The organism is Baekduia alba, from assembly GCF_028416635.1.
GTDB lineage: Bacteria > Actinomycetota > Thermoleophilia > Solirubrobacterales > Solirubrobacteraceae > Baekduia > Baekduia alba.
In genome coordinates this window covers 3,855,609-3,880,847 of the sequence record NZ_CP114013.1, presented here as the reverse complement: position 1 = coordinate 3,880,847, position 25,239 = coordinate 3,855,609, and the positions used below count along the sequence as shown (strand labels likewise).

Sequence of the window (25,239 nt, the reverse complement as noted above, 5' to 3'; positions counted from 1 at the left end):
TATGAACGGGTCGCATTGACCGCGGGGCACCGAAACCGGAGGAGAAGCTGTGTCAATGAAGCACTCACGCACGAGCTGCGGCGTCGCCGCAGTGACGCTGGCCCTTGCCGCCGCGTCCGCGCTGGCGGGCTGCGGGAGCAGCGGGGGCGGCACCGACGCCAAGGACGCCAAGGTCGTGTCCGGCGCCACGCTCACGCTCGCCGTCGACGCCGATCCCGGGAGCCTGGATCCCCAGCGGTCGGTCAGCGGGTCCAACCTGCTGCTCAACACCTTCGCCTACGACACGCCGGTCAAGGTGCTCGACAACGGCCAGGTCACGCCCGAGGTCGTCACGGCGTGGAAGCCCGGCAGCAAGTCCTACGCGTTGACGGTCCGCAAGGGCGTCACCTGCGCCGACGGCACGCCGATGGACGCCAAGGTCGTCGCCGACAACATCAACTACGTCGGCGACGCCAAGAACGAGTCGCCGATGGCCGGCAGCCGCGTGCCGGTGGGCACGACGGCCACGGCCGACGCGGCGGCGAGCACGGTGGCGGTCAAGCTGCCGGTCGACGCGCCGTTCTTCATGCAGAACATCGCCGAGCTGCCGCTCGTCTGCGCCAAGGGCCTGACGAACCGCGGCACGCTGAAGGCCACCACCGACGGCTCCGGGCCCTACGTCCTCGCCAAGGCCGTGCCCGGCGACCACTACGACTACGTCCTGCGCAAGGGCTACACGTGGGGGCCGAAGGGCCAGACGACCGCCTCCGAGGGCATCCCGGCCAAGGTCACCTTCAAGGTCGTGACCAGCCCGACCACCACCGCCAACCTCCTCATCAGCGGCCAGCTCGGCGTCGCGGCGGTGCAGGGGTCGGAGACCACCCGCCTGAAGGCGGCGGGCCTGTTCCACGCCGGCGGCATGTTCATGGGCCAGGAGGTCGTCTTCAACCAGACGCCCGACCAGGCCGTGTCCGACGTCGCGGTCCGGCGCGCGCTGATCCAGGGCCTGAACCTCGCCGACCTGGCCAAGGTCGACACGGGCGGCCTCGGCAAGCCCGCCAACGGCACGATCGCCGACCCGAAGATCTGCGGCGGCGACACGATGAAGGGCTTCACGCCCGCCTTCGACCTCGACGGCGCGAAAGCCGCGCTGGACCAGGCCGGCTGGACCGCCGGCGCCGGCGGGATCCGGGCCAAGGACGGCAAGCGGCTCGCGGTCGAGCTGGTCTACCCCAACGAGACGCCGACGACCGCCGCCACCGCGCAGTACCTCGCGGGGCAGTGGAAGCAACTGGGCGCCGACGTCAAGCTCAACGAGCGGTCCTTCGACCAGACCTCGGCCGTCGTCTTCGGCAAGGGCGCGTGGGGCGCGACGCTGATCGGGCTCGGGGTCAGCAACCCGGCGACGCTGGTGCCGTTCTTCTCGGGACCCGCGCCGACCAAGGGCAACAACTTCGGCCACTTCAACAACAAGCAGTACGATGCGAGCGTCAGCACGGCACAGGGGAAGGACGGCACGGCCGGATGCGCGGACTGGAACGCGGCGGAGTCGGCGCTCTTCAAGGACGCCGACATCACGCCGATCTCCAACAAGCCGCTGGAGTACTACGGCAAGAAGGCGCGGTTCGAGGTGCTGGCGCACTACCTGATCCCGACCTCGCTGCGCGTCCTGGCGGGATGACCTCGGAGGCCTCGCGGTGGCGACCCTGACCCACCCGCTGCCACGGATGTCCGCCGCCCTCGGCGGGCATCCGTGGCTGGCCTTCCTGATCCGCCGCCTCGCGCGCTTCGTGGTGTCGATGATCGTCCTCGTCACCGCGTGCTTCGCGATGGTCCACGCGCTGCCGGGCGACCCGGTGCGCTCGGCGCTCGGGATCGGCGCGTCGCCGGAGACGATCGCCGCGACCCGCCAGCGCCTCGGGCTCGACCAGTCCGTGTGGCACCAGTACTGGGACTACGTCCACGGGCTGCTCCAGGGCCATCTCGGCACCTCGCTGATCTCCGACACCCCCGTGAGCGACATCATGTCCCAGCGGCTGCCGGCGACGATCGCGCTGGGCGGCATCGCGTTCCTCGTGGTCATCGTCGTGGCGATCCCGCTGGGGATCCTGACCGCGATCGCCACGCGCGAGGGCAAGCGCCGCAAGGCCCACTTCGGCTTCGCCTCGGGCACCGGCGTCCTGCTCTCGATCCCCGACTACGTGCTCAGCGTGGGCCTCGTGTTCCTCTTCGCGGTGACGTTCCCGATCTTCGAGGTGGCCGGCCGCGCCGGCCCCGACTCCTACGTCCTGCCGGTGATCGCGCTGTCGGCGGGCTCGATCGCCTACCTGGCGCGGATCGTGCGGGCCGAGACCCAGCGCGTGCTCACCGAGGACTACATGCGCACCGCGCGCGCCAAGCGGCTGCCGGCGCGGCTGGTCTACGTGCGCCACGCGCTGCCGAACATCATGACCGCGACGCTGACCGTGAGCGGGTTCGTGCTGGCCGGGCTGCTGGCCGGCACCGTGCTGGTCGAGACGGTCTTCGCCTGGCCCGGGATCGGGCACGAGCTGGTGGAGTCGGTGCTCGCGACGGACTTCCCGGTCGTGCAGGCGACCGCGCTGTTCTTCGGCTCGACCGTGTTGATCATCAACCTGCTGGTCGACGTCGCGATCGCGATCATCGACCCGCGCTCGACGATCCGGGAGAGCTGATGCACCGGCTGCGCAGCCCCATGGCCTCGGTCACCGTCGCGCTGCTGGCGGTGCTCCTGCTCGCCGCGGTCTTCGGGCCGATCCTCTTCGGCGACCGCGCCGGGCAGAACCACATCGCCGCGATCCAGCAGGGCGTCTCGGGCGCGCATCCCTTCGGGACCGACGCGCTGGGCCGCGACATCATGGCCCGGACGTTCAGCGCCGCGCGGCTCTCGATCTCGCTGGCGCTGCTGGCGACCGCGATCGGGGTGGTCGTCGGCGTGATCGTCGGGTCGCTGCCGATCGTCCTGGGTCGCCGGCTGGGCCGGCTCGTCGTCGCGAGCTTCAACCTGCTCGTCGCGTTCCCCGGCCTGCTGCTCGCGCTCTTCCTCGCGCTGGTGTTCGGGGTCGGCGCCAAGGGCGCCGTGCTGGCGCTGGCCGTCGGCATCGCGCCCGGCTTCGCGCGCCTGACGCACACGACGGCCAGCAGCATCGCCGAGGTGGACTACATGTCGGCGGCCAAGCTCCTGGGCGTGTCGCGGCCGCGGATCCTCGTCCGGCACGTGCTGCCGAACATCGCCGAGCCGCTCGTCGTCAACGCGACCAGCCAGATCGGCGCCGTGCTGCTCAGCCTCTCGGCGCTGTCGTACCTCGGGTTTGGCGTGCAGCCGCCCGACTACGACTGGGGCCGCATGCTCTCCGACGGGCTGCCCAACATCTACACCAACCCGGCGGCGGCGCTCGCGCCGTGCGTCGCGATCATGCTGGCCGGGATCGCCTTCGTCCTGGCGGGCGAGCTGCTCACGCAGGTCATCGCCGGCCAGGCGGTCGGCCGGCGGCCGCCGCGCCGGGTCGACGCCGACGACGTCGACCTCGACGGCCCGGCCGACGAGGTCGGCGCGGCGCGCCCCGACGACGTCCTGCGCGTCGAGAACCTGACCGTGACGTTCCCGGGCGCGCGCGAGCCGCTGGTCCCGGTGGCCGGCGTGTCGTTCACGGTGGGCGCCGGCGAGATCGTCGGCGTCGTCGGCGAGTCGGGCTCGGGCAAGAGCCTCACCGCGCTGGCGATCAGCCTCCTGACCTCCTATCCCGGCGACGCGCACGCCGACGTGCACGAGCTCGGCGGCCAGGACCCGCGGGCCCTGCGCCGCGGCGAGCAGGACCACTTCCTCGGCACGTCGCTGGCCATGGTCTTCCAGGACCCGATGTCGGCGCTGAACCCGGCGCTGCGCGTCGGCCGCCAGCTCTCGGAGGTCTCCGAGGTCCACCAGGGCCTCGACCGGCAGGCCGCGGCCGCCCGCGCGGTCGACCGGCTGCGCGCCGTGCAGATCCCCGACGCCGAGCGGCGCGCCGGGCAGTACCCGATGGAGTTCTCGGGCGGCATGCGCCAGCGCGCGGCGATCGGCATGGGGCTGATGGCCGAGCCGGTGCTGATCGTCGCCGACGAGCCGACCACGGCGCTGGACGTCACCGTCCAGCGCGACGTGCTCGTCCTCCTGCGCCAGGTGCGCGACGCGCGCGGCGCCGGCGTCCTGTTCATCAGCCACGACATCGCGGTGATCGCCGAGATCGCCACGCGCGTGCTCGTCATGTACGGCGGCCGCATCGTCGAGGACCTGCCGGTCGCCTCGCTCGAGGACGCCGCCCACCCCTACACGCGCGCGCTCGTCGCGAGCATCCCGGACATGCGGACCGACCGCGAGCAGCCGCTGGCCACGATCCCGGGCCGGCCGCCGGACCTCGGCGCGATGCCGGCGGGCTGCTCGTTCGCGCCGCGCTGCGCGTTCGCCGACGAGCGCTGCCGGGCGGAGCGCCCGCCGCTCGTCGCCCAGGACGGGCAGCGCGTCGCCTGCTGGCATCCGCGCGTCATGGAGGTGGCGCGATGAGCGTCCTGAGCGTCCGCGACCTCACCGTCCGCTTCGGCTCCGGCGCCACCGCCTTCACCGCGGTCGACGGCGTGAGCCTGGAGGTCGCGTCCTCGTCGGTGCTCGGCCTGGTGGGGGAGTCCGGCTCGGGCAAGTCCACGCTGGCCCGCGCGATCGTCGGCCTGGTGCCGCCGGCCGCCGGGCAGGTGCTGTGGGACGGCGTGCCGGTGGCCGTGACGGGCCGCGCGGCCAAGCGCGACCTGCGCGTGCTGCGCCGGCGCGTGCAGTTCGTCTTCCAGGATCCCGCCGCGTCGCTGGACCCGCGGATGAGCGTCGGCGACTCGGTCGGCGAGGGGGTGACCGCGCACGGCGAGATCCCGCGCGCGGGGCGCGCCGCGGAGGTCCGGCGGCTGCTCGAGCTCGTGCGCCTCGATCCGGGCTGCGTGCGCCTGCGCCCGCGCCAGATGTCGGGCGGCCAGCGCCAGCGCGTCGCGATCGCCCGGGCGCTCGCGGCCCGGCCCGAGATCCTGATCGCCGATGAGATCACCTCAGCGCTCGACGTCTCCGTGCAGGGCGCGGTGCTCAACCTGCTGCGCGACATCCAGCGCGAGACCGGCGTCGGGATCCTGTTCATCTCGCACAACCTCGCGGTCGTCCGCTACCTCGCCGACGACATCGCGGTGATGAACGCGGGCCGGCTCGTCGAGGCGGGCCCGGCCGCCGAGATCCTCGACCGCCCGGGCGACGCCTACACGCAGCGGCTGCTGGCCGCGGTGCCGTCGATCCGGCCGCATCTGCCGTCGGCGTCGGCCGACGTCGCCCTCTAGAGCGGCGGCGTCTGCTCGTGCCAGTCGGTGTGGGCCTGCAGCGCCGCGCCGAGCGCGAGCAGTCGCGCGTCGGCGCCGGGCGCGGCGACGAGCTGGCCGCCGACCGGCAGGCCGTCCGGCGCGAGCGGCAGCGGCAGCACGAGCGCCGGGGCGCGGGTGAGCGGCCACGGGCCGGTGCAGCGGTTGATGCGCCGGCTCAGCGCGACCAGGTTGTCGGCGTTGATCGGCGGCGCGGTGAAGGGCGTGGCCGGCGTGGCGATGACTGCGACCTGCGCGAAGGCGCCGGCGACCGTGTCGCGCCAGGCGTCGGCCACGACCTCGGCGCCGGCGAGCTGCTCGTCGGTGCGCGTGCGCCCGAGGTCCATCCGCTCGCGGATGCCGTCGCTGAGGCGCGTGTCGTCCCAGTAGGCGCGCAGGCTGCGCGCGGCCTCGGCGTTCTGCAGGGCGGCCATCGCATCCGGGACCGCGCCCACGCCCGGCAGCGCGATCGGCACCGGCCGCGCGCCGATCGCGCGCAGGGCGTCGAGCAGGGCGTCGAACCCGCGGGCGACGCCGGGGTCGAGGTCGTCGAGGAAGTAGGTGGTGGGGATGCCGACGGCGAGGCCCTCGGCGTCGGCGGCCGTGCCCGGCGCGGCCTGCGCCGGCGCCAGGACGTCCATCACCTTCGCCAGGTCGCTCACCCGCCGCGCGATCGGCCCGACCACGTCCATGCTCGGGCTCAGCGGCGTCACGCCGGCGACCGGGACGACCCCGTGCGTCGGGCGCAGGGCGCTGACGCCGCAGAACGCGGCCGGGTTGCGCAGCGAGCCGCCCGTGTCGGTGCCGAGCGCGACGTCGACCAGCCCGGCCGCCACCGCGACCGCCGAGCCGCCGCTCGACCCGCCGGGGATCCGGGTGCGGTCCCACGGGTTGCGGCAGCCGCCGAAGGTCGGGTTCTGCGTGGTCGCGCCGAAGCTCAGCTGCTCGAGGTTGGCCTTGGCCACCAGGACGGCGCCGGCGGCGCGCAGGCGGCGGACCGCCGTGGCGTCGGCGGCGGCGGGCGCGGGGTGGGGCGGACCGAGGCCGTCGGTCGTGATCGCGCCGGCGACGTCGGTGTTGTCCTTGACCGCGAAGGTCAGGCCGGCCAGCGGGCCGGGGTCGGCGCGGCGGTCGACGGCGTCGGCCTCGGCCGGCGCCGCGTCGCGGCGGACGAGGACGCAGGCGCGCAGCGCGCCGTCGAGCGCGTCGATGCGCTCCAGGCTCGCGCGCGTGCGCTCGACGGCGGTCACCCGTCGTCCCGGCCGAACGCGCCGGCGGCGGCGAGCGCGGCGATCGCGTCCGCGTCGTAGCCGAGCAGGTCGCCGAGGATCTCGTCGCGGTGCTCGCCGAGCTCGGGCGCGCGGCGCGGCTCCGGCGCGGGCCACCAGCCGCGGCCGGAGGTGCGGACGTGGCGGACCGTCCCGAACGCGTCGTGGGGCGTGTCGACGATCAGCCCGCGCTCCTGGGCGAACGGGTCGTCCAGCGCGTCGGCCAGCGAGTTGACCGGGCCGGACGGCACGCCCGCGGCCTCCAGCAGCGGCAGCCAGTGCGCGGTCGGCGCGCGGCGCAGCTCGGCGTCGAGCAGCGGGAGCAGCGCGTCGTGGTGGTCGCGGCGGCCGTCGAGCGTGGCGAAGCGCGGGTCGTCAGCCAGCTCGGGCACGCCGAGCACCGCGACCAGCCGAGCGAAGAACTTGGTCTTGACGCACGCCAGCATCAGCCAGCCGTCGGCGGTCGGGAACGCGCCGAACGGCACGACCGACGGATGCTCGGAGCGCGGGCGCCGCGTCGTCTCGTGGCCGCGGCTGAGGTACCAGGTGGCCGGATAGGACAGCATCGACATGGCCGTGTCATACAGGCTCAGGTCGCAGTCGCCGCCGGTGCCGTCGCGTCGCGCCACGTGCACACCGGCCATGATCGACAGCGCCGCGACCAGCCCGCCGCAGTAGTCGACGAGCGACAACCCGCTCTTGGTCGGCGGCCCGTCGGGCTCGCCGGTCAGCTCCATCCAGCCGGACATGCCCTGCACGACGTAGTCGTAGGCCGGCTGCGCGGCGCGCGACCCGGTCATGCCGAAGCCCGACAGCGAGCAGACGACGAGCCGCTCGTTGAACGGCGCGAGGTCGGCGTAGCGCAGGCCGAGGTTCGCCGGGACGTCGCCGCGCAGGTTGTGCAGGACCGCGTCGGCGTCGGCGACGAGGCGGTGCAGCACCGAGCGCCCGCCCTCGGTCGCGAGGTCCAGCGCGATGCTGCGCTTGTTGCGGTTGAAGCTCTGGTAGAAGAGGCTGTCGTCGCCCTCCTGGAACGGCGGGACGGCGCGGCCGACGTCGCCGCCGGTGCGCGCGTCCTCGACCTTGATGACGTCGGCGCCCAGCTCGGCGAGGTGCAGCGTGCCGAACGGCCCCGCGCCGAACTGCTCGATCGCGACGACGCGGACGTCGGCGAGGCCGGTCATCGGGCCGCGCTCCGCGCCCCGACGAGGGCGAGCGTTCGTCGCATCTCGTTGCGGGTGACCATGACGGCCTCGTCGATGCCCATGCCGGGGCGGGCGAGCAGGAGGTCGGCGCCGACGCCCATCGCGACGCCCGCCGCGATCCGCGCGGCGCGCTCGGTCTCGGTGCACGAGCCGCCGCAGTAGGCGAGCACGCCCGCCTCCTTGCAGGCGATCAGCGCGCGGATCGACGCGTCCAGGCCGCCGACGTCGGGGAGCTTGACCTGCAGCATGTCGGCGGCGTCGCCGGCGATGAACGCCTCGACGTCCTCGAGCGTGTTGCACCACTCGTCGGCGACGAGCTGCACGGTCGAGCCGGCGGCGCGCAGCCGGCCGCGCAGCTGCGCGAGCACCGCGATCTGCTCGACGCGCGACGCGGCGTGCACGGGCTGCTCGATGCGCAGCGTGAACGGCGCGGCCAGCCGGCCCAGCTCGGCCAGGAAGGCCGCGCAGGCGTCGCCGGCCCCGAACGTCTCGCCGATCGTCCCGTAGGTGTCGATGTGCAGCGTCGGTGAGTACTCCGAGCTTGCGCGGTGGTCGAGGATCCGGTCGCGGATCCAGCGCACGTACTCGGCGAGCACGCGGCCGTCGGGCCCGACGAGCGTCGGGGCGTGGTTGATCAGCCCGTGGGGGAGCTCGTCGACCTCGCGCAGGATCATGTGGTCGACGCCGTCCCGGCGGCTCTCGCCGCACTGGGCGAAGAGCGGGACCGCGCGCAGCGGCGCGCCCGTCGCGTACTCCGCCGCCACGGTCTCGGCGATCGTCCGCCGGCCCGCGGCGGCGGCCGCCGCGAGCAGCGCCTGGCTGGCGCCGTAGCGCACGGCGAGCGGCAGCTCGAGCGCGTCGAGCCGCGCGCTGGAGGCCCGGAACGACGCCGCGTCGCCGCCGGCGAACGCGTCGCGCAGCACGGGCCCGAACGTGGTCGCGGCGGCCTCGGCGTCGAGCACCGGGTCGCGGCCGGCGGCGCCGGCGTACTGCACCGACACGCCGTCGCCGCCGACGGTCGTGCCGTCCTCGAGGACCAGGACCACGCACAGCGCCTGGCTGGCCTGGCGCACGCGGCGGTAGCCGCCGGTGACCGGGACGCCGGTGTAGAAGTGGCCGTCGCGGCCGGCGCCGGCGCGGATCGCCGCCTGGTCGTCGTTGGGGAACGCGCCGAGGCCGGCGAAGCAGAGGACGTCGTCGATGCGCATCGGTCAGGCGGCGTGGGTCGTGACCCAGTCGACGACGCGGCGGTTGAGGTCGATGCGGTGCGACGGGCGCCCGTTGATGGTGAAGTTGTGCACGGCGTCGGGGTAGATCACCAGCTGCGTCGGCACGCCGAGCTCGCGCAGCGCCGTGTGCCACTGCTGGCCCTGGCCGAACGGGCAGCGCCGGTCGGCGCCGCCCTGGAGCACGAGCGTCGGCGTCTGGACGTCCTCGACGTGGGTCAGCGGCGACTGCTGGGCGTAGCGCGCGCGGTCGGCCCAGAAGCGCCCGCCGAACTGCGACTCGCTGAGCCCGCGGCGGTTGTCGGCGGTTCCGGCCATGCTCGTCAGGTCGCTGATGATGCCGCCGGCGACCGCCGCGGCGAAGCGCGGGTCGCGGCTGGTCAGGTAGCAGGTCATGAACCCGCCGTAGCTGTAGCCGGTCAGCGCGAGCCGGTCCGGGTCGACCGCCCCTTCGGCGACGAGCGCGTCGATCGGCTCCAGGAAGTCGTTGGCGTCCTCGACGCCCCAGCCGCCGGCGGCGCCGCGGTAGAACGCCTCGCCATAGCCGTCGCTGCCGCGCGGGTTGACGAGCAGGATCGTCCAGCCTTGAGCGACGAGCTCCTGGTGGTAGAGGTGGACCTCGTCGAGCGTGCCCTTCCACGAGTTGTGCGGGCCGCCGTGCGCGTCGACCAGCAGCGGCTGCGGGCCGGGCGGCGCGGCCGGGTCGCGCATCAGCCACGCGTGGACGACCGTGCCGTCGCTGATCGTGAACTCGCGCTCGGTGCGCCCGAACGGCTCGATGCCGGCGAGGCTCGCCGCGCTGTGCGCGGTGAGGACGGTCTCGACGCCAGTCGCCAGGTCCAGGCTGGCGACCTCGCCGAAGGACGCGGCGGAGGTGAGGGTGAACGCCGCGCGGCCGGCCGCGACGGTGACGGCGGAGACGTTGCGGGCGGTGCCGCCGACGAGCACGGTCGGCGCGGCGCTGCCGTCCGCCGGGACGGCGTGCAGGGCGACGTCGCCGCGCTCGGTGGCGCAGAACAGCACGGTCGCGCCGTCGCCGGCGGTGCGCGGCGTGGTGCCGGGGTAGCCCGGCGACCCGAACATGACGTTGCGGTCCAGCGGCGCGGCGAGGTTCGTCGTCGCGCCGCCGGCGAGCGCCACGCGCAGCAGCCCGTAGTGGCCGTTGGGCGCGGCGGGCGTCCCGGCGATGAGCAGGGCGGAGCCGTCCTCGGTCCAGCCCAGCGGGCCGGCCCAGCCGTCGGCCGCGCCCACCTCGCGTGGGTGCGCGCCGGGGGCGAACGGGTCGAGGACGTGCGCGGAGCGGGTGCGCTTGAGGTCGGCGTCCGGGTCGGTCGCGGCCGGGAACGCCAGCAGTGCGCCGTCGGGCGACCAGGCCGGCGCGCCCGCGTCCCAGTCGCCGTCGGTGAGCTGCGTGCACGCGCCCGTCGCGACGTCGACGACGTGGACGTGGTCGCGGACCGAGCCCCGGATGCCCGGGCCCTCGACGACGTAGCTGAGGCGGTCGGCGACGATCGGCGCGTAGGCGCGGCGCGCGCGGGCGGCGTCGTCCTCGCCCGCGACCGCGGCGCGGTCGACGGAGGCGGTGAAGGCGATGGTCCTACCGTCCGGCGACCACGCGGCCGGGCCGGCGCCGAGCGGCAGCGCGGTCAGCGCGACGGCCGCGCCGGGGTCGTCGACGTCGAGCAGCCAGAGCTGCGCCGACCCGCCGGCGTCCGGGCGCAGGAGGGCGAGGCGGCGGCCGTCGGGCGCCCAGGTCGGCGCGGTGTCGGCCGGGCCGTCGGTGAGCGCGGCGGGCTCGGCGCCGCCGTCGACCGGGACCGTCCAGAGCCGGCGGACGTCGCGGTCGGCGTCGAGGTCGGCCTGGCGCAGGACGTAGACGACGCGCGTGCCGTCCGGGGAGAGCGCCGGGCTCTCGGGCACCGCGATCGCGGCGAGGTCGTCGGCGGTCAGGCGGCGGGGCATGGGCGCTCCTCGGGGTACGACATGGTCTTGATCGTCGCACCGCGGCGGCGGCCCGGATTCGTCGGCGCCGACGATCCGGTCAGAGCCCGCCTGGCCGCGGCGACCAAGTGCTAGTCCTTGGGCAGCAGCCGCAGCTGCAGCATGACCGACAGCCGCGTGTCGGCGTCGTCGAGGTCGATCTCGCCCACCTCCACGAGCCGGCGCAGGCGGTAGCGGAACGTGTTGGGATGGACCCACATCGTCTGCGCCGCCTCGATGACGTTGCCGAACGCGTCGAGCCAGGCCCGCAGCGTCTCGACCAGGAACGTGCTGTGCTTGGCGTCGTACTCGGCGAGGCGGGAGACGGGGCCGGTCAGCGTGTCGCCGCGCGCGGCCATCATGTCGCCGAACTCCATCAGCAGCGCGTCGAGGCCGACGTCGGCGATCGCGGCCACGCGCCGGCTGGTGCGCTTGGAGCGCACGACGCGCAGCGCGCGGTCGGCGCCGTCGCGCGAGCGGGCCAGCGCGCCGGCGCTGGCCGCGACGGTCCCGATCCCGATGACGGCGTGGGCCTGCTTGTCCATCCGCTGCAGGAACTCGTTGGCCAGGCGCGTGGCGCTGCGCTCGGCGTCGCCCGGCGCGCCGGCGACCGGGACGATCCCGTAGGCGACGTCGCCGACCTGCGCGGTGGCCGAGCCGGGCGCGGCGACGGTGAGGTGCATGGCGAACGCGTCGGCGATCCGGCGCCGCGTCGCGACCTGGTCGGCGTGCGGCGCCTCGGGCGCGGCGTCGTCGTCCAGCGTCTGGGCCAGGACGATCGCGGGCTGGTGGCCGACGCCGAGCCGGCTGGCGGCGTCGGCGGCGCCCGGCCCGCCCTCCAGCGCGGTGGCCACGAGGTCGGCGCGCAGCCGGCGCTCGACGTCGGCGCCGGCGCGCTCGCTGAGCAGATGGACCGCGACGAGCGGGCCGATGTCCCTGAAGGTCCGCATCCGCTCGTCGGACAGCGGCTGCTCCACCGCCGCCCAGATCGAGCCCAGGATCTCGTCGCCGGCGCGGACGGCGAGCGCGACGCGCGGCATCGTGAAGCCCTCCAGGCCGCTGGCCGGCGGGTCGACCCACAGCGGCTCGTCGGTGCTGAAGAGCTCGCGGAAGACGCCGCGGCCTTCGAGGTCGTCGGTGCGCGCGACCGACACCTCGCGGTTGATGATCGTCCCGATGCGCGACGGGTCGGCCTCGTCCTGGCGCCCGGAGAACGCGAGCACGCGGGAGCGACGGTCCTCGATCGTCACGGGCGCGTCGAGCAGCGCGGCGATCGCGTTGGCCAGGGCGAAGAGGTCGCCCGACGGGATGCCGCCGAGCGTCTCCTCGCCGGTCTTGCCGAAGCCGTCCTGGGCCAGCACGGCGCGCAGCAGCGCGGCGAGCCGCGTCCAGGACGTGCCCTCCGAGAGCCCGATGAGCGTGACGCCGGTGCGCGCGACGGCGGCCTCGACGTCGGGGTCGACCGCGACGCCGCCGCGCACGATCAGCCCGATGCAGGCGCGCGGTCCGAGGCCGTCGAGGAGCGCGACGGTCTGCTCGCGCGTCTGGATGCCGACGCCGAGGACGAGCGCGCCGCGGGCGTGCGTCGGCTCGTCGGCGGGGTCGTGGATGACGATGCCGTCGATGTCGCCCGGCGGGTCGGCGTCACCGGACAGGACCTCGAGGACGGTGCCGCCCAGGTCCTCGAGAACCCGCCCGAGGGATGCGCGACGCTGCTCAGCGAGAGGTGCGAGCACGGGTGGAACCTACCCACGGTGGCGCCGAGCGCAACTGTCGCAAGGCACAACTTCGCCTCGACCGTTCGTCCTGACGGACGAAGACCTCACGACACTAAGCTGCGAGCCACTCCGTGGAGGCCGTGACCTCGGCGAGCCGGTCGGCGATCGGCGTCACCCCGAGCCCGGGCCCGGTCGGGACCGGCAGGTGGCCGTCGTCGAGCACGAACGGCTCGGTGATGTCGGTGGCGAAGAAGCGATCCGACCCCGACGTGTCGCCCGGCAGGCTGAAGCCCGGCAGCCCGGCGAGCGCGACGTTCGCGGCGCGGCCCAGGCCCGTCTCGATCATCCCGCCGCACCAGACCGGGACGCCGTGGGCGGCGCACACGTCGTGGATCCGGCGGGCCTCGAGGTAGCCGCCGACGCGGCCGGCCTTGATGTTGACGATGCGGCACGCGCCGAGCCGGATCGCGTCGGCCGCCGCGCGGGCCGAGACGATCGACTCGTCCAGGCAGATCGGCGTGCGCACGAGCTTGGCGAGGTCCGCGTGGCCGAGGACGTCGTCCTCGGGCAGCGGCTGCTCGAGCAGCAGCAGGTCGAAGTCGTCGAGCCGGGCCAGCAGCCGCGCGTCGGCCAGCGTGTACGCGGCGTTGGCGTCGACCTGGAGGAGCAGGTCGTCGCCGAAGCGCTCGCGGACGGCGCGGACCGGCGCGACGTCCCAGCCCGGCTCGATCTTGAGCTTGATGCGCACGTAGCCCTGCGCGACGTACTGCTCGACCTGGTCGATCAGGACGTCGATCGAGTCCATGATCCCGACCGAGACGCCGCAGGCCACGCGCTCGCGCACCGCGCCGAGCTCGTCGCCGAGCGACACGCCCCGCGCGTGCAGCTCGGCGTCGAGGACGCCCATCTCGAGCGCCGCCTTGGCCATGCGATGGCCGTGGAAGGGCGCGAGCGTCGTCGCGACCGCGCTGGCCCGCACGTCGCCGCCGGCGGCCAGCGCCGGGACGAAGAACCGGCGCAGGACGTCGGCGGAGGCGTCGACGTACTCGGAGGAGTAGAGGGGATGCGCCGACGACACGCACTCGCCCCAGCCCTCGCCCTCGGAGGTGACGACGCGCAGGAGCAGCGCCGACTTCGTGGTCTGGGTGCCGAACGAGGTGCGGAACGGGAACACGAGAGGCATCTCGATCCGCCGCAGTTCGACGCCTTCGAGCTTCGTGCCGTTCGTGCGCATGGCCTCGATTACAGCCGCCCCGCACGGCCCGCGGCTCGTTCGCCGCGACCAAATCGAGCGCCTCGGTCAGTCCAGCGCGACGTTCGCGTAGGTCGGCGTGGCCGCGCGCAGGTCGAGGACCTCGCCCGTGCTCGACAGGTACAGGCCGGTCCCGATCGGCGCGAGCCGCAGCGCGACGTCGGAGCCGACGCGGCGCAGCGCCGGCGACGCGCCGTCCTGCGCGAGCTCGTACTCCGCGGTCGGCACGCCCCAGCTGCTCATCGTGTAGGTCCCGGCGCGCGCCGGGTCCAGGGTCGACGGCGGGGTGCGCGCCGCATCGTTGCGGTAGCGGACGTCGCCGTTGCGCAGGTCCACCATGTAGGTGCCGGCGCCGGCGCGGCCGGGCAGGAAGCGGTAGCGCGCGGCCGCGGCCGGGGCGCCGTCGATCCGCAGGCCGCCGGCGACGACCGTGACCGCCGCGCGGTCCTCGTTGCGCCCGACGTACTCGCCGGCGACGTCGTCGCGGTCGACGCGGCCGCCGGCAGGGAAGGGCGGCGCGGCGGGCCCGCGGTCGGGCGCGAGCGCGGCGACGATCCGTCGGGCCAGCTCGTTCTGCAGGTTGTGGTCGAACGAGTTGGTGAGGATCACGGCGCCGACCTCCAGCGCGGGCACCCAGAACAGCTGGGCCTGGAAGCCGAAGCCCGAGCCGCCGTGGTGGAAGACCTGGACGCCGGGCGCCCACTCGTCGGCGTAGAGGCCGAGGCCGTAGCCGAGCTGCTGGCCGGGGTGCGGCGTGACGATCCGGCGCTGCTCGGCGGCCAGCTCGGCCGCCAGCAGCGGGGCGCCGTCGCGCAGGAGCATGGCCACGAGCGCCAGGGCGTCGTCGACGCTCGTGTACAGGCCGCCGGAGGCGACCATCGGCACCGCGACGGGCAGCTCGCGCCCCGCGGCGGCGAACGGGCGCCAGTGGCCGACGGCGCGGCCGGGGTCGGCCGCGACGACCGCGGCGTCGAACGTGGCGCGCGCCATGCCCAGCGGCTCCAGCAGCAGCTCCCGGGCGGCGTCGGCGAAGGGCCGGCCCACCGCCTGGCGCAGCGCGTACCCGGCGAGGTCGATGCCCAGGTTGGAGTACTCGAAGTGGTGGCCGACCGGGAACCGCAGCCAGGTGGCGAAGATGCTCCGGCAGTGCGCGTCGAAGTCGCCGTCGCCGACGTCGTGGTTGGACCCGTTGGCCGTCTCGTGCGTGAAGCCGGCGGTGTGGCCGAGCAGGTGGCGCAGCGTGATGCGCGCGCCCGGGTCCTCCTCGAACACGCTGTGGACGGCGAAGTCGGGGACGGCGGTCGCGATCGGCGCGTCGAGGTGCAGCAGCCCGGCCTCGACGGCGAGCAGCACGGCCGTGGCCGTCGCGAGCTTCGACGTGGACTGCACGCTGAACCGCGTGTCGGTGGCGATCGGCACGTCGCCGTCGCGGCGCGTCGTCCCGTAGCCGGCCGACCACAGCGGCCCGCTCGCGTCGCACAGGCCGATCGCCAGTCCCGGGACGGCGGCGCTCGCCATCGCGTCGGGGATCGCGGCGTCCAGCACGCCGGCCAGCTCGTCGATGCGCCCAGGGTCGGCCACGGCCGGGAGCGTACCCACGCGCTCCGGGCGCGCCCCGGTGCGCGGCGACGAACGCGGCGGGGCGGCTTCGGCCGACGCGACCACCTCGCGGGCGGGTCGGCCCGGCAGGATCCGGAGCCGTGCGCGACGTCGACCCAGCCTTCCTGGCGCTCCCGATGCGGGCGCTCGCCGACGCCGCGCTGGAGCGCGCCGTCGCGCTCGGCGCCGACCACGCCGACGTCCGGCTGCAGCGCATGCGCCAGCAGACGCTGCGGCTGCGCGACGGCGCGCTGGAGTCCGCCCGCGACGGCGAGGAGCTGGGCCTCGCGGTGCGCGTCGTCCACGACGGCGCGTGGGGCTTCGCGAGCGGCACGACGTGCACGGTGGCCGCGGCGGCCGAGCTGGCCGAGCGCGCGGTCGGGGTCGCGCGCTTGGGCGGCGCGCTCAGCCGGGTGCCCGCGGTGCTGGCGCCCGAGCCCGTCCACGCCGACGCGGTCTGGGTCTCGGACTACGACGTCGACCCGTTCGCCGTGCCGCTGGCCGAGCGCGTCGAGCGCCTGGCGCAGCTGTCGCGCCGGCTGCTGGCGGCCGATGGCGTCGACCACGTCGACGCCTCGCTCGTCCAGGTCCTCGAGAACAAGCACTACGCCGACACGGCCGGCACGACGACGACGCAGCAGCGGGTGCGGCTGCATCCCGAGCTGGTCGCGATCGCGGGGCCCGCCTCGATGCGCACGCTGGCGCCGCCGGCCGGCCGCGGCTGGGAGTACATGACCGGCACCGGCTGGGACTGGGACGCCGAGATCGACGCGCTGCCGGCGCTGCTGCGCGAGCACGCGGCCGCGCCGAGCGTCGAGGCCGGCCGCTACGACCTCGTGATCCACCCGAGCAACCTGTGGCTGACGATCCACGAGTCGATCGCGCACGCGACCGAGCTCGATCGCGTCCTGGGCCACGAGGCCGCGTTCGCCGGGACGAGCTTCGCCACGTTCGACCAGCTCGGGACGCTGCGCTACGGCAGCCCGCTGATGCACGTGACCGGCGACCGGACGGCGCCCCACGGCCTGGCGACGGTCGGCTACGACGACGAGGGCGTCGCGGCGCAGGCGTTCGACATCGTCCGCGACGGCGTGCTCGTCGGCTACCAGCTCGACCGCCAGATGGCCCAGACGCGCGCGCTCGGGCGCTCCAACGGCTGCGCGTACGCGGACTCCGCGCAGCGCGCGCCGCTGCAGCGGATGCCCAACGTGTCGCTGCGACCGGCGCCCGGCGGCCCGTCGACCGAGGAGCTGATCGGCCGGGTCGAGCGCGGGATCTACGTCGTCGGCAACGCGTCGTGGTCGATCGACATGCAGCGGTTGAACTTCCAGTTCACGGGTCAGCAATTTCATCGCATACAAGATGGTCGCCTCGCCGGCCAGCTGCGCGACGTCGCCTACCAGGCGACGACGACCGACTTCTGGGCGTCGCTGGAGGCCGTGGGCGGCCCCGAGACCTACATGTTGTGCGGGACGATCGCCTGCGGCAAGGGCCAGCCGGGGCAGGCCGCGGCGGTCTCGCACGGCTCGCCGTCCGCGCTGTTCCGCGGCGTCAACGTCCTCAACACGCGGGCCGGCGCATGAGCGCGCCGCAGGAGCTCGTCGACGCGGCGCTGGCCGCGTCGGTCGCCGACGGCTGCGTCGTCGTGCTCGAGGAGCACAGCGCCGCGAACCTCCGCTGGGCGGCCAGCGCGATGACGACCAACGGCTGGACGAGCGCGCGGACCATGACCGCGATCGCGTTCCGGGAGCGGGCCGCCGGCACCGGCATCGGGCTCGTGACGCGCTCGGTCCAGACCGCGGCCGAGGCCGCGGCGCTCGCGCGCGCGGCCGACGCCGCGAGCCGCGCGAGCGCGCCGACCGAGGACGTCAGCCCGCTCGTCGCGCCCTACCTCTGCGACGACGACTGGGGCGCCGAGGTCCCGCGCACGGGCCCGGACGCGCTCGCGCCGGTCGTGCCGGGCCTGGCCGCGCTCGTCGACCGCTGGCACGCCGAGGACTGGCTGGCCTTCGGCTACCTCGAGCAGCAGCGCACGACGACGTTGTTGGCCACGTCCACCGGGCTGCGCCGGCGCTTCGACCAGGCCGACGGCCGCTTCGAGCTGACCGGCAAGTCCACCGACATGCAGCGCTCGGCCTGGTACGGCGCGCACGTGCCCGACGCCACGGCGGTGGACGTCGGCGCCGCCGGCGCCGAGCTGGAGCGCGGGCTGCGGACCGCGGCGCGCGAGGTGGCGCTCCCGCCGGGGCGCTACGAGACGCTGCTGCCGCCGGCCGCGGTCGCCGACCTGATGGTCTTCGCCTACCAGCGCATCGCCGCCCGCGACGCGCACGACGGGCGGACGGTCTTCGCCCGCCCCGGCGGCGGCGACCGCATCGGCGAGCGCCTGGCCGCGCTGCCGCTCACGCTGGCCTCCGATCCGGGCGCGCCGGGCCTGGAGTGCCTGCCCTTCGACGTGGTGACGGCCGGCGAGTCCGCGCTGGGCTCGGCCTTCGACAACGGCCAGCCGGTCGCGCCCGCCACGTGGATCGACCGCGGCACGCTGACCGATCTCGTGCGCACGCGCGCATGGGCGCGCGCCACCGGCGCCGCGCCGCGCCCGCCGGCCGGCAACCTGCTGCTGAGCGCCGACGGCGCCACCGCGTCGCTGGCCGACATGGTGGCGTCGACCCAGCGCGGGCTGCTGGTGACGAGCCTCTGGTACGTCCGCCAGGTCGAGCCGCGGACGCTGCTGCTCACCGGCCTGACGCGCGACGGCGTCTATCTCGTCGAGGACGGCCGGATCACGGCGGCGGTCAACAACTTCCGCTTCAACGAGTCGCCGATCGACCTCCTGGCCCGCGCGACCGAGGCGGGCCGCACGGAGCGCACGCTGCCGCGCGAGCGCGGCGACGCGTTCCGCCGCACCGCGATGCCGGCGCTGCGGATCCCCGACTTCCACATGTCGACGGTCAGCGCGGCGCGCTGAGGATCGCGGCGTAGGCGTCGGCGTCGGTGACGCCCTCGGTATCCAGGAGCAACACGGTCGCGCCCAGCAGCGGCGCGCCCGCCGGGTCGCCCGCGAGGGCGAGCGCGCCCGCCAGCGCCGCCGCGCCGCTCTCGCCCGACGGGACCCCGGCGGCGGCCAGCGTGCGCACGGCGTCGCGCGTCGCGTCGTCGCCGACCGCGACCGCGGCGCGCACGCCGGTCCGCAGCGCGGGCCACGCGACGGGGGAGACCTCGCCGCAGTTCAGCCCCGCCATGATCGAGCCGTGCGGCCCCGGGACGACGACCGGCGCGCCGGCCACGAGCGAGCGGCGCACGCAGTCGGCGGCGACCGGCTCGACGGTGACGACCGCGCAGCCGCGCCCCGCCAGCCGGGCGACCGCGCAGGACGCGAACGCCCCGACGCCGGCCGGGACGAGCGCGACGTCGAAGGCGCCGCCGCCGGCCTGCGCGAGCTGGGCCTCGGCCTCGCGGAAGATCGTGCCATACCCCGCGGCGACCGCGGTCGGGATCGCCTCGTACCCCGGCCACGACGTGTCGGAGACCACGACGTGGCCCGGCTCGGTCGCCGCCGCGTCGGCGACCGAGCGCACGGCGTCGTCGTACGAGCCGGCCTGCACCCGGACGTCGGCGCCCTCCGAGGCGATGGCCGCGATCCGCGCCGCGGCGGTCTCGGCAGGGACGGTGATGCGCGCGGGCAGCCCGATCCGGCGGGCGACGTGGGCCACGGCGCGGCCGTGGTTGCCGTCGGTCGCGGTGGTCAGGACGGTTCCCGGCGCGAGGCCGGCGGCGAGCTCGGTCAGCGCGCCGAACGTGGCGGGCACCGGCGCGTCGGCGCGGAGCGCCAGCGCGACGTTGACCGCCCAGACGGCGCCGACGACCTTGAAGGACGGCAGCCCGAGGCGCTCGCGCTCGTGCTTGACGAGCACGCGCTCGACGCCGAGCGCGGCCGCGACTTCCGGCAGCGTGACCAGCGGCGTGGGCGCGAAGCCGGGGATCGAGGCGTGGAAGCGGTCGATGTCGCCGGCCGCGACGACCGGCGGCGCGGCCGGGGGCGTCCAGTTGGGGTTCAGGGAGACGAGCGCGGCGGTCACGCGTCCATCCTGCCGGGCGCGGCGGCGGCGGCGTTCGTCGCCCGCCGCCAAGCGACGGCCCGGAGGCTGTCGCCGGCGACGAGCGAACGGCCGGTGCTAGCGGTGCGCGGCCTGGCGCTTGGCCGACGCCTTGGACTGGCGCTCCCACCGGGTCAGCAGCTTGGCGAGCGCCGGCTTGCTGACGCGCGCCGCGGTCGCCGTGGCCGACGTCAGCGGCGTGTGCTCGCGCGACTGCAGGGTCTCGCGCTGGTCGAACGTGCCGTAGGAGCCGTTGTCGCTGGTCGACTCGCGCACGAGCGGGGCGTAGGTCCCGTCCTCCAGGACGATCGTCGTCTGCGCCGCGGTGTTGTCGGTCACCCAGTGGTCGGCGCCGGTGCTCGGGTCGTTCGACTTCTTGCCGTCGGGCACCGTGTACTTCGTGCCCGCGATGCCGGCGACGGTCTGCGGTCCGATCGGCTGCAGGAGCCCGCCGGCGACGAGCTTCTTGTTGTAGGCCGGGCTCCAGCCGGCGAACGGCGGGGTGCTCGGCCCGTCGCTGCGGAACGAGATCCGCTCCTTGGCGTTGAACACGACGCTGCCCGACGGCGACGAGACGCCCTGCGCGGACAGCGCGCCGGACGCGTCGCGCGAGACGGAGCGCCAGCTGCTGGAGGTCGCCCAGTACTCGGTGGTGCCGTGGCTGGGCTTCGGCACGCCGGTGAGGTCGAACGCGACGACGCCGTGCTCGAGGACGCCGGCCGGGATGCCGGTGTCGGTGAGCGCGGGGTCGAGCGCGGCCGGCGCGGCGCCGGCGAGGGCGGGGAGGGCGAGCGCGGCGACGGCGCCCGAGGCGCCGAGCAGCGCGAGGCCGCGGCGGCGGAGGGACGGGGAGGTGATGGTCATGCCCTCTATGACGGCGTGGACCGCGATCGGTACCGGAGTTTGCATCGTGTCAGACTGGCCCCGCACAAGGTCCGAGACCTTCGGGCGCGGACCCGGTCTTACGTGCACGTGCCCCGCTCTCCCCGCTCCCCACTGCCCCGCCGCGCGGTCGCGCTGCTCGCGACCTGCTCCTTCGCCGCCGGCGTCGGCGCGGCCGCCACCGACGCCCACGCCGCCACGTCGCCCCACGGCGTCCGAGTCTGCGCCGCCGAGGTCAAGTTGGTGGAGTCGCCCGGCGGCGCGGTCGTCGGCGTCGTCCACGACGGCGACGTCGTCCGCGTGCTGCTGCGCGACCGCGGCGACCGCTGGCGGCGCGTGCTGACGCGCTTCCGCACCCGCGGCTGGCTGCGGACGTCCACGATCTGCCCGGAGGATCGGTGAGCGCCCAGCCCGTCCGTCCGGCCGTCGTGTCCCGTCCCTACGACCGCGCCGCCGACTCCGAGCTCGTCGAGATGCTCCGGGCCGGCGACGGCGCCGCCTTCGACGCGCTCGCGCGCCGGCACGCGCCCGCGCTGACCCGCTACGCCGGCCGGATCCTCCGCGCGCGGCCCGCCGTCGTGGAGGACGTCGTCCAGGAGGCGCTGCTGCGCTCGCACCTCGCGCTGCGCCGCGACGACCGGCACATCCAGGTCAAGCCCTACATGTTCCGGTTGGTTCGCAACTGCTGCCTGGACGAGCTGGCGCGCGCCCACACCGACGCGGTCCCGCTCGAGCTGCTGCAGGCCACCGGCGACGAGCCGGCGGCGCCGAGCGCCTCGCCGCACGACCTGACGATCGAGCGCGAGACCACGCTGAGCACGCTCGCCGCGATCTCGGCGCTGCCCGCCAGCCAGCGCCACGCGCTGGTGCGCCGCGAGCTCGACGGCCTCACCCACGACGAGGTCGCGCGCGAGCTCGGGATCTCCGCCGCCGCGAGCAAGAACCTCGTCCATCGCGCCCGGGAGAACCTGACGCGCGCCGCCGAGGCGCGCGAGACGCGTTGCGAGGACATCCGCCACGACCTGCTCGTCGCCCACGACCGGCGCCGGCGCCCGCCGATGACCGCGCTGCGCCACGTGGCGTCGTGCCGCGACTGCCGGCGTTTCCGCGTCGCGCTCAAGCAGCGCCGCCGCCAGCTGCGCGTCCTGGTCCCCGCGCCCGCGGCGCTGCTGCTGCTCGGCGGCGGCCTCGGCGCGACCGGCAAGCTCGGCGGCCTGGTCGGCGGCGCGGGCCAGCCGCTGGCGGCCAAGGCGACGGCGGTCGTCGCGGCGGGCGCGCTCGCCGCGGGCGGTGCCTACGCGCTGCACACGCACGTCTTCGGCCCCGGCAGCCGGACGCCGGTGGCGCTGCAGGGCGTCGGCGTGCCGGGCGGGCGGCTGGCCAAGGGCGCGACGGTGCCGGCGCACATGGCCGTCGTCACCCGCGAGGCCGTCGCCCGGCGCACGGCCCGGCCGCTGGCCGTGAGCCTGACCTGCCCGGCGACGATGCGCGTCGCGGGGCTCGTCCCGTTCCCCGGCGACGACATCTCCCACGGCATGGACCCGGCGACCGTCGTCGGCGTCAGCCGCCGGGCCAGCGTCCTGCTCGACACCGCGCGGATGGCGACCGGCGAGCGCCGGCTCACCGTCGCGGTGCTGTGCCGCGTGCCCGACCGCGGCGGGTCGGTGCGCGCCGCGCCGCGCGGCGCCGGCCCGCTGCCGGTCGTCCACGCCTGCCGCCGCCGGGCGACGCTCCGCGCCGTTCCCGGCGCCAGCGCCGCGGGCACCGTCACCAGCGGCCAGCCGCTGGCCGTCCTGGCGGCCCGCCGCCAGTGGCTGCGGGTGCGGACCGACGGCGGCACCCGCGGCTGGCTGCCGGCGCGCGTCGCCTGCTGAGCGACGCGCTACGGGCGCTGCCGGATGCCGTCGACGACGGCCGTCCGCACGTGGGCGGTCCACCCGATGCGTGTGCCCTCGGGCAGGTTGTAGGGGTTGTCGGCCAGCGTGGTCGTCGTCTCGCCGAGCAGGGTGTAGGTGTCGCGGTCGAAGACGAGCTCCAACCGCATGGCCTTGCCGGGCACGTCCATCGCCACCGCGACGCCCGCGCGCCCGGTCCCGTCGCGCGCGTCGTCGCTGAGACCGACGCCGGGGAGCTGCGCCGCGACCTCGTAGAGCGCGGCCCGCTGGGCCGGCGTCGTGCTGACCTGGCGCAGGGCGTCGCCGACCTCGAGGAACACCTGCTGGTCGACGGGCGCGCCCTTGGCGTCGGCCGCGTCGGCGCGCAGGCGCTGGGCCAGCGCGGCCGGCGTCGACGGCAGCGGCGCCGTCTTGGTCCCGGGCGGGACGTCGGCGCGGTCGGCGCCGCTCAGCGCCACGTCGCTCGCGCCGGTGCCCAGGTGCGGCCGGCCGGCGGCGACCCAGGCGTCGTGGTCGCCCGGCGTCAACCACGTGGGCGTGCCGGGGCGCGACGTCAGCCAGCCGTCGCCGTCGCCGTCGCGCCACGCCTCGCGGCGCAGCGGGACGAGCCGACGGATGGCCTGGGCGCCCTGGGTCACGTAGAGGACGGCGCCGACCGACTCGGTGTAGAGGTACTGGCCCGGCCCGAGGGCCTGGGCCGGCGCCTGCTCGCGCGCCGCGGCGGCGGCGTGGTGCAGGACCGTCGCGGCCGAGGCCGGCGCGGGAGCCGCGCCGTCGTCGGTGCCCACGAGCACGAGGACGGCGGCGGCCACCGCGGCCGCGGCCATGGCCGGCAGCGCGAAGCGCCGGCGCCGCGGCGCGCGGCGGCGCGGGGGCGCGGCGGCCGGCGCCGGGGCCGCCGCGGCGCGCGCGAGCGCGATGTGGCGTTCGAGGGCCTGCAGCGCGGTGCGCTGCGCCTCGGGGGTCGGCGCGGGTGCGGGCGCGGCCAACTGCCGCAGCAGGTCCAGGTCAGACATCGCAGATCTCCTCTCGGGTGCGGACGGGTTCGGTTCTCGGAAGCTCGGCCTGCAGGCGCCGGCGCGCGCGGGCGATCCGCGAGCGGACCGTCCCGACCGGGCAGCCGACGGCGCGTGCGACCTCGTCGTAGGTGAGCTCGCCCCAGACGAACAGCAGGAGCGCCTCGCGGTCGTCGGACGCGAGCGCGGCCAGCGCGTCGACGGTGCTCTGGGCGAGCGCCTCGGGGAGCGCGTCGGCCGCCGGACGGCCGGCCTGCGCCCGCACCCAGGCGTCCCAGCGCCGGCGCTCCGCGCGCCAGTGATGGCGCAGCTGGTTGGACGCGATCGCCAGCAGCCACCCCCGCGCGTCGGCGTAGGCCCGGTCGTAGGTCGACCGCCGGTCGAAGGCCAGCAGGAACGCCTCGGCCGCGATCTCGTCGGCGAGGTCGCCGCCGACGCGGCGGCTGGCGTAGCCGTGCACCGCCGCGTAGTGGCGCTCGAAGACGGTCACGAACGCGCCGGGCTCGCGCAGCGAGCGCTCGATCGCCTCGGCGTCGGTCGAAGGGCTGGGGCTCATGCTTGGGATAGCGATCCCGAGCCTAGGAAGTTCACGTCAGGTCAGGTCGCGACGGCCCCGGTCAGCGCGAGCGCCGGCCAGCGCTGGGCGAGGTCCGCGAGGAAGTCCGCCGCGTCGAACGCCTGGCTCGGGGCCAGCACCCCGATCGCCTCGGACGCGACGAGGCGCAGCGCGGCGTCGACGAGGATCGGCGCGGTGATGCCGTAGATGTCGCTGCCGGTGGCGACCGAGCGCCGCGTGCCGCTCACGTCGGTCGCCTCGACCACGACGGAGAACGGCGTGTCCGCGCGCTGCTGGGCCGTCACGTCGTCGGGCGCCGGCGCGTCGGGGCCGAGGATCTCGCGCAGCGTCGCGAGCGCCATGACCAGCCGGACGTTCGGGGTGGCGACGTGGCGCGGGACGGTCACCGCCTCGGGCAGCGGGTAGTCCTCCATGACGGGCTGCACCCCGCGCGGCGCGGGGTAGGCGAAGCTGCCGTACCGCGGCTTGTCGGTGTCCAGGCTGAGCCGGCCGTCGCGCCATGCGCGGCGGCGCCCGGCCATGAGCGCGCTCGCGGCGCGCGAGGCGTGCGTCAGCACCCAGCCGTCGACCGCGTAGGCGATCGTCAGCTCGCGCACGTCGGTCATGCCGCGCGCCGTGACCGACGCGAGCAGGTCGCCGAGCCCGCCGTAGAAGCCGAGCGCCGGGACGACGGCGAGCCCGGCCGCACGCGCGCGGCCGTCCCAGCCGTCGAACATGGCCAGGACGGGATCCTGCTCGGCGGCGAAGTCGAGGTAGTGCGCGCCCGCGGCCAGCGCCGCCTCGAGCACGCGCTCGCCGCTGGTCTGGAACGGGCCGACGCAGTTGAGCACCGCGGAGCAGCCGGCGAACGCCGCGGCCAGCGCCGGAGCGTCGTCGAGCGCGGCGATCCGGACCTCGTCGCCGCCGGCGCCATCGGCGAGCCGCTCGCGGTCGCGGCCGACGAGCACCGGCGCGGCGCCGCGCCGGCGCAGCTCGTCGACCACCTGCACGCCGGTGTAGCCGGTCGCTCCGTAGACCGCGATCGGTCGGTCGTCGTCGGGCATCGTCATCGCTCCTCGTCAGGCTGGGGTCATGCAGATGACGGGTGACCCCCGCCAGATGTGACACCGCGGTCGCGCAACCGTCAGGTTGCGTACGGTCGGGGGCGTCCGGTGAGGCGGCGA

General features: G+C 75.7%; 20 protein-coding genes. 8 read left to right on the top strand and 12 right to left on the bottom strand.

Going from position 1 to position 25,239, the window contains the following annotated elements; genetic code table 11:
* Positions 1 to 55: 55 nt before the first annotated feature.
* The 4 genes from DSM104299_RS19455 to DSM104299_RS19440 are packed head-to-tail and all read left to right on the top strand — an operon-like array spanning position 56 to position 5,343.
* On the top strand, positions 56 to 1,660 hold the full coding sequence (locus DSM104299_RS19455) for an ABC transporter substrate-binding protein (RefSeq protein WP_272473307.1): 1,605 nt from the start codon (positions 56 to 58) through the stop codon (positions 1,658 to 1,660).
* Positions 1,661 to 1,706: 46 nt separating this feature from the next.
* Positions 1,707 to 2,672, top strand: a complete 966-nt coding sequence (locus DSM104299_RS19450) for an ABC transporter permease (protein ID WP_272473306.1) — start codon at positions 1,707 to 1,709, stop codon at positions 2,670 to 2,672.
* A complete protein-coding gene (locus tag DSM104299_RS19445; RefSeq protein ID WP_272473305.1) occupies positions 2,672 to 4,537 on the top strand; it encodes a dipeptide/oligopeptide/nickel ABC transporter permease/ATP-binding protein in 1,866 nt (621 codons plus the stop codon). The genes DSM104299_RS19450 and DSM104299_RS19445 overlap by 1 nt, the downstream gene beginning before the upstream one ends.
* Positions 4,534 to 5,343, top strand: a complete 810-nt coding sequence (locus DSM104299_RS19440) for an ABC transporter ATP-binding protein (RefSeq protein WP_272473304.1) — start codon at positions 4,534 to 4,536, stop codon at positions 5,341 to 5,343. The genes DSM104299_RS19445 and DSM104299_RS19440 overlap by 4 nt, the downstream gene beginning before the upstream one ends.
* Here DSM104299_RS19440 and DSM104299_RS19435 read toward each other — a convergent pair.
* The 7 genes from DSM104299_RS19435 to DSM104299_RS19405 all read right to left on the bottom strand — a co-directional run bounded on the left by DSM104299_RS19435 (position 5,340) and on the right by DSM104299_RS19405 (position 15,591).
* Positions 5,340 to 6,611: an amidase gene (locus tag DSM104299_RS19435; RefSeq protein WP_272473303.1), complete on the bottom strand. Its 1,272-nt coding sequence runs from the start codon at positions 6,609 to 6,611 to the stop codon at positions 5,340 to 5,342. The genes DSM104299_RS19440 and DSM104299_RS19435 overlap by 4 nt on opposite strands.
* Positions 6,608 to 7,813 (bottom strand): CaiB/BaiF CoA transferase family protein, encoded by a 1,206-nt coding sequence (locus tag DSM104299_RS19430; protein WP_272473302.1) that lies wholly within the window; start codon positions 7,811 to 7,813, stop codon positions 6,608 to 6,610. Before DSM104299_RS19430 ends, DSM104299_RS19435 begins: the two co-directional genes overlap by 4 nt.
* Entirely contained in the window at positions 7,810 to 9,042 is a 1,233-nt protein-coding gene (locus tag DSM104299_RS19425; RefSeq protein ID WP_272473301.1) for a methylaspartate ammonia-lyase, read from the bottom strand. The genes DSM104299_RS19430 and DSM104299_RS19425 overlap by 4 nt, the downstream gene beginning before the upstream one ends.
* A 3-nt stretch (positions 9,043 to 9,045) precedes the next feature.
* Positions 9,046 to 11,022, bottom strand: coding sequence for a S9 family peptidase (locus DSM104299_RS19420; protein WP_272473300.1), 1,977 nt, complete (start codon positions 11,020 to 11,022; stop codon positions 9,046 to 9,048).
* Positions 11,023 to 11,132: 110 nt separating this feature from the next.
* A complete protein-coding gene (locus DSM104299_RS19415) occupies positions 11,133 to 12,776 on the bottom strand; it encodes a PucR family transcriptional regulator (protein WP_272473299.1) in 1,644 nt (547 codons plus the stop codon).
* Between the two features lie 94 nt (positions 12,777 to 12,870).
* Complete coding sequence (menC, locus tag DSM104299_RS19410; protein ID WP_272473298.1) at positions 12,871 to 13,992, bottom strand: o-succinylbenzoate synthase; 1,122 nt, start codon at positions 13,990 to 13,992, stop codon at positions 12,871 to 12,873.
* A 66-nt stretch (positions 13,993 to 14,058) separates the two neighbouring features.
* Positions 14,059 to 15,591 (bottom strand): serine hydrolase domain-containing protein, encoded by a 1,533-nt coding sequence (locus DSM104299_RS19405; protein WP_272473297.1) that lies wholly within the window; start codon positions 15,589 to 15,591, stop codon positions 14,059 to 14,061.
* Positions 15,592 to 15,746: 155 nt separating this feature from the next.
* Between DSM104299_RS19405 and DSM104299_RS19400 the strand changes: the two genes are divergently transcribed.
* Both DSM104299_RS19400 and DSM104299_RS19395 read left to right on the top strand, forming a co-directional pair.
* Entirely contained in the window at positions 15,747 to 17,192 is a 1,446-nt protein-coding gene (locus tag DSM104299_RS19400; protein WP_349294592.1) for a TldD/PmbA family protein, read from the top strand.
* A complete protein-coding gene (locus DSM104299_RS19395; protein ID WP_272473295.1) occupies positions 17,189 to 18,577 on the top strand; it encodes a metallopeptidase TldD-related protein in 1,389 nt (462 codons plus the stop codon). Before DSM104299_RS19400 ends, DSM104299_RS19395 begins: the two co-directional genes overlap by 4 nt.
* Here DSM104299_RS19395 and DSM104299_RS19390 read toward each other — a convergent pair.
* Positions 18,561 to 19,688, bottom strand: a complete 1,128-nt coding sequence (locus DSM104299_RS19390) for a diaminopropionate ammonia-lyase (RefSeq protein ID WP_272473294.1) — start codon at positions 19,686 to 19,688, stop codon at positions 18,561 to 18,563. The two genes, DSM104299_RS19395 and DSM104299_RS19390, sit on opposite strands and share 17 nt — an antisense overlap.
* 96 nt (positions 19,689 to 19,784) lie before the next feature.
* Positions 19,785 to 20,570: a hypothetical protein gene (locus DSM104299_RS19385; RefSeq protein WP_272473293.1), complete on the bottom strand. Its 786-nt coding sequence runs from the start codon at positions 20,568 to 20,570 to the stop codon at positions 19,785 to 19,787.
* Positions 20,571 to 20,678: 108 nt separating this feature from the next.
* On the opposite strand from DSM104299_RS19385, the gene DSM104299_RS19380 reads away from it, so the two are divergent.
* Positions 20,679 to 20,990 carry a hypothetical protein gene (locus DSM104299_RS19380; protein WP_272473292.1) on the top strand — a complete coding sequence of 104 codons (312 nt, stop codon included), beginning with the start codon at positions 20,679 to 20,681 and terminating at the stop codon, positions 20,988 to 20,990.
* Positions 20,987 to 22,462, top strand: coding sequence for a sigma-70 family RNA polymerase sigma factor (locus tag DSM104299_RS19375; protein WP_272473291.1), 1,476 nt, complete (start codon positions 20,987 to 20,989; stop codon positions 22,460 to 22,462). Before DSM104299_RS19380 ends, DSM104299_RS19375 begins: the two co-directional genes overlap by 4 nt.
* Before the next feature lie 8 nt (positions 22,463 to 22,470).
* Here DSM104299_RS19375 and DSM104299_RS19370 read toward each other — a convergent pair whose 3' ends face one another.
* The 3 genes from DSM104299_RS19370 to DSM104299_RS19360 are packed head-to-tail and all read right to left on the bottom strand — an operon-like array spanning position 22,471 to position 25,119.
* Entirely contained in the window at positions 22,471 to 23,499 is a 1,029-nt protein-coding gene (locus tag DSM104299_RS19370) for a CU044_5270 family protein (RefSeq protein ID WP_272473290.1), read from the bottom strand.
* The gene (locus DSM104299_RS19365) at positions 23,492 to 24,055 is read right to left on the bottom strand and encodes an RNA polymerase sigma factor (RefSeq protein ID WP_272473289.1); all 564 of its coding nucleotides are present in this window, start codon (positions 24,053 to 24,055) and stop codon (positions 23,492 to 23,494) included. Before DSM104299_RS19365 ends, DSM104299_RS19370 begins: the two co-directional genes overlap by 8 nt.
* A gap of 41 nt (positions 24,056 to 24,096) precedes the next feature.
* Positions 24,097 to 25,119: a saccharopine dehydrogenase NADP-binding domain-containing protein gene (locus DSM104299_RS19360; RefSeq protein WP_272473288.1), complete on the bottom strand. Its 1,023-nt coding sequence runs from the start codon at positions 25,117 to 25,119 to the stop codon at positions 24,097 to 24,099.
* Positions 25,120 to 25,239 lie beyond the last annotated feature (120 nt).

Bases quoted from the DNA above. Each gene is read 5' to 3' on its own strand.
- DSM104299_RS19370 (WP_272473290.1), bottom strand. From the start codon at position 23,499: ATGTCTGACCTGGACCTGCTGCGGCAGTTGGCCGCGCCCGCACCCGCG.
- DSM104299_RS19430 (WP_272473302.1), bottom strand. From the start codon at position 7,813: ATGACCGGCCTCGCCGACGTCCGCGTCGTCGCGATCGAGCAGTTCGGC.
- DSM104299_RS19455 (WP_272473307.1), top strand. From the start codon at position 56: ATGAAGCACTCACGCACGAGCTGCGGCGTCGCCGCAGTGACGCTGGCC.
- DSM104299_RS19425 (WP_272473301.1), bottom strand. From the start codon at position 9,042: ATGCGCATCGACGACGTCCTCTGCTTCGCCGGCCTCGGCGCGTTCCCC.
- DSM104299_RS19395 (WP_272473295.1), top strand. From the start codon at position 17,189: ATGAGCGCGCCGCAGGAGCTCGTCGACGCGGCGCTGGCCGCGTCGGTC.
- DSM104299_RS19445 (WP_272473305.1), top strand. From the start codon at position 2,672: ATGCACCGGCTGCGCAGCCCCATGGCCTCGGTCACCGTCGCGCTGCTG.
- DSM104299_RS19400 (WP_349294592.1), top strand. From the start codon at position 15,747: ATGCGGGCGCTCGCCGACGCCGCGCTGGAGCGCGCCGTCGCGCTCGGC.
- menC (WP_272473298.1), bottom strand. From the start codon at position 13,992: ATGCGCACGAACGGCACGAAGCTCGAAGGCGTCGAACTGCGGCGGATC.
- DSM104299_RS19360 (WP_272473288.1), bottom strand. From the start codon at position 25,119: ATGCCCGACGACGACCGACCGATCGCGGTCTACGGAGCGACCGGCTAC.
- DSM104299_RS19365 (WP_272473289.1), bottom strand. From the start codon at position 24,055: ATGAGCCCCAGCCCTTCGACCGACGCCGAGGCGATCGAGCGCTCGCTG.
- DSM104299_RS19440 (WP_272473304.1), top strand. From the start codon at position 4,534: ATGAGCGTCCTGAGCGTCCGCGACCTCACCGTCCGCTTCGGCTCCGGC.
- DSM104299_RS19420 (WP_272473300.1), bottom strand. From the start codon at position 11,022: ATGCCCCGCCGCCTGACCGCCGACGACCTCGCCGCGATCGCGGTGCCC.
- DSM104299_RS19385 (WP_272473293.1), bottom strand. From the start codon at position 20,570: ATGACCATCACCTCCCCGTCCCTCCGCCGCCGCGGCCTCGCGCTGCTC.
- DSM104299_RS19450 (WP_272473306.1), top strand. From the start codon at position 1,707: ATGTCCGCCGCCCTCGGCGGGCATCCGTGGCTGGCCTTCCTGATCCGC.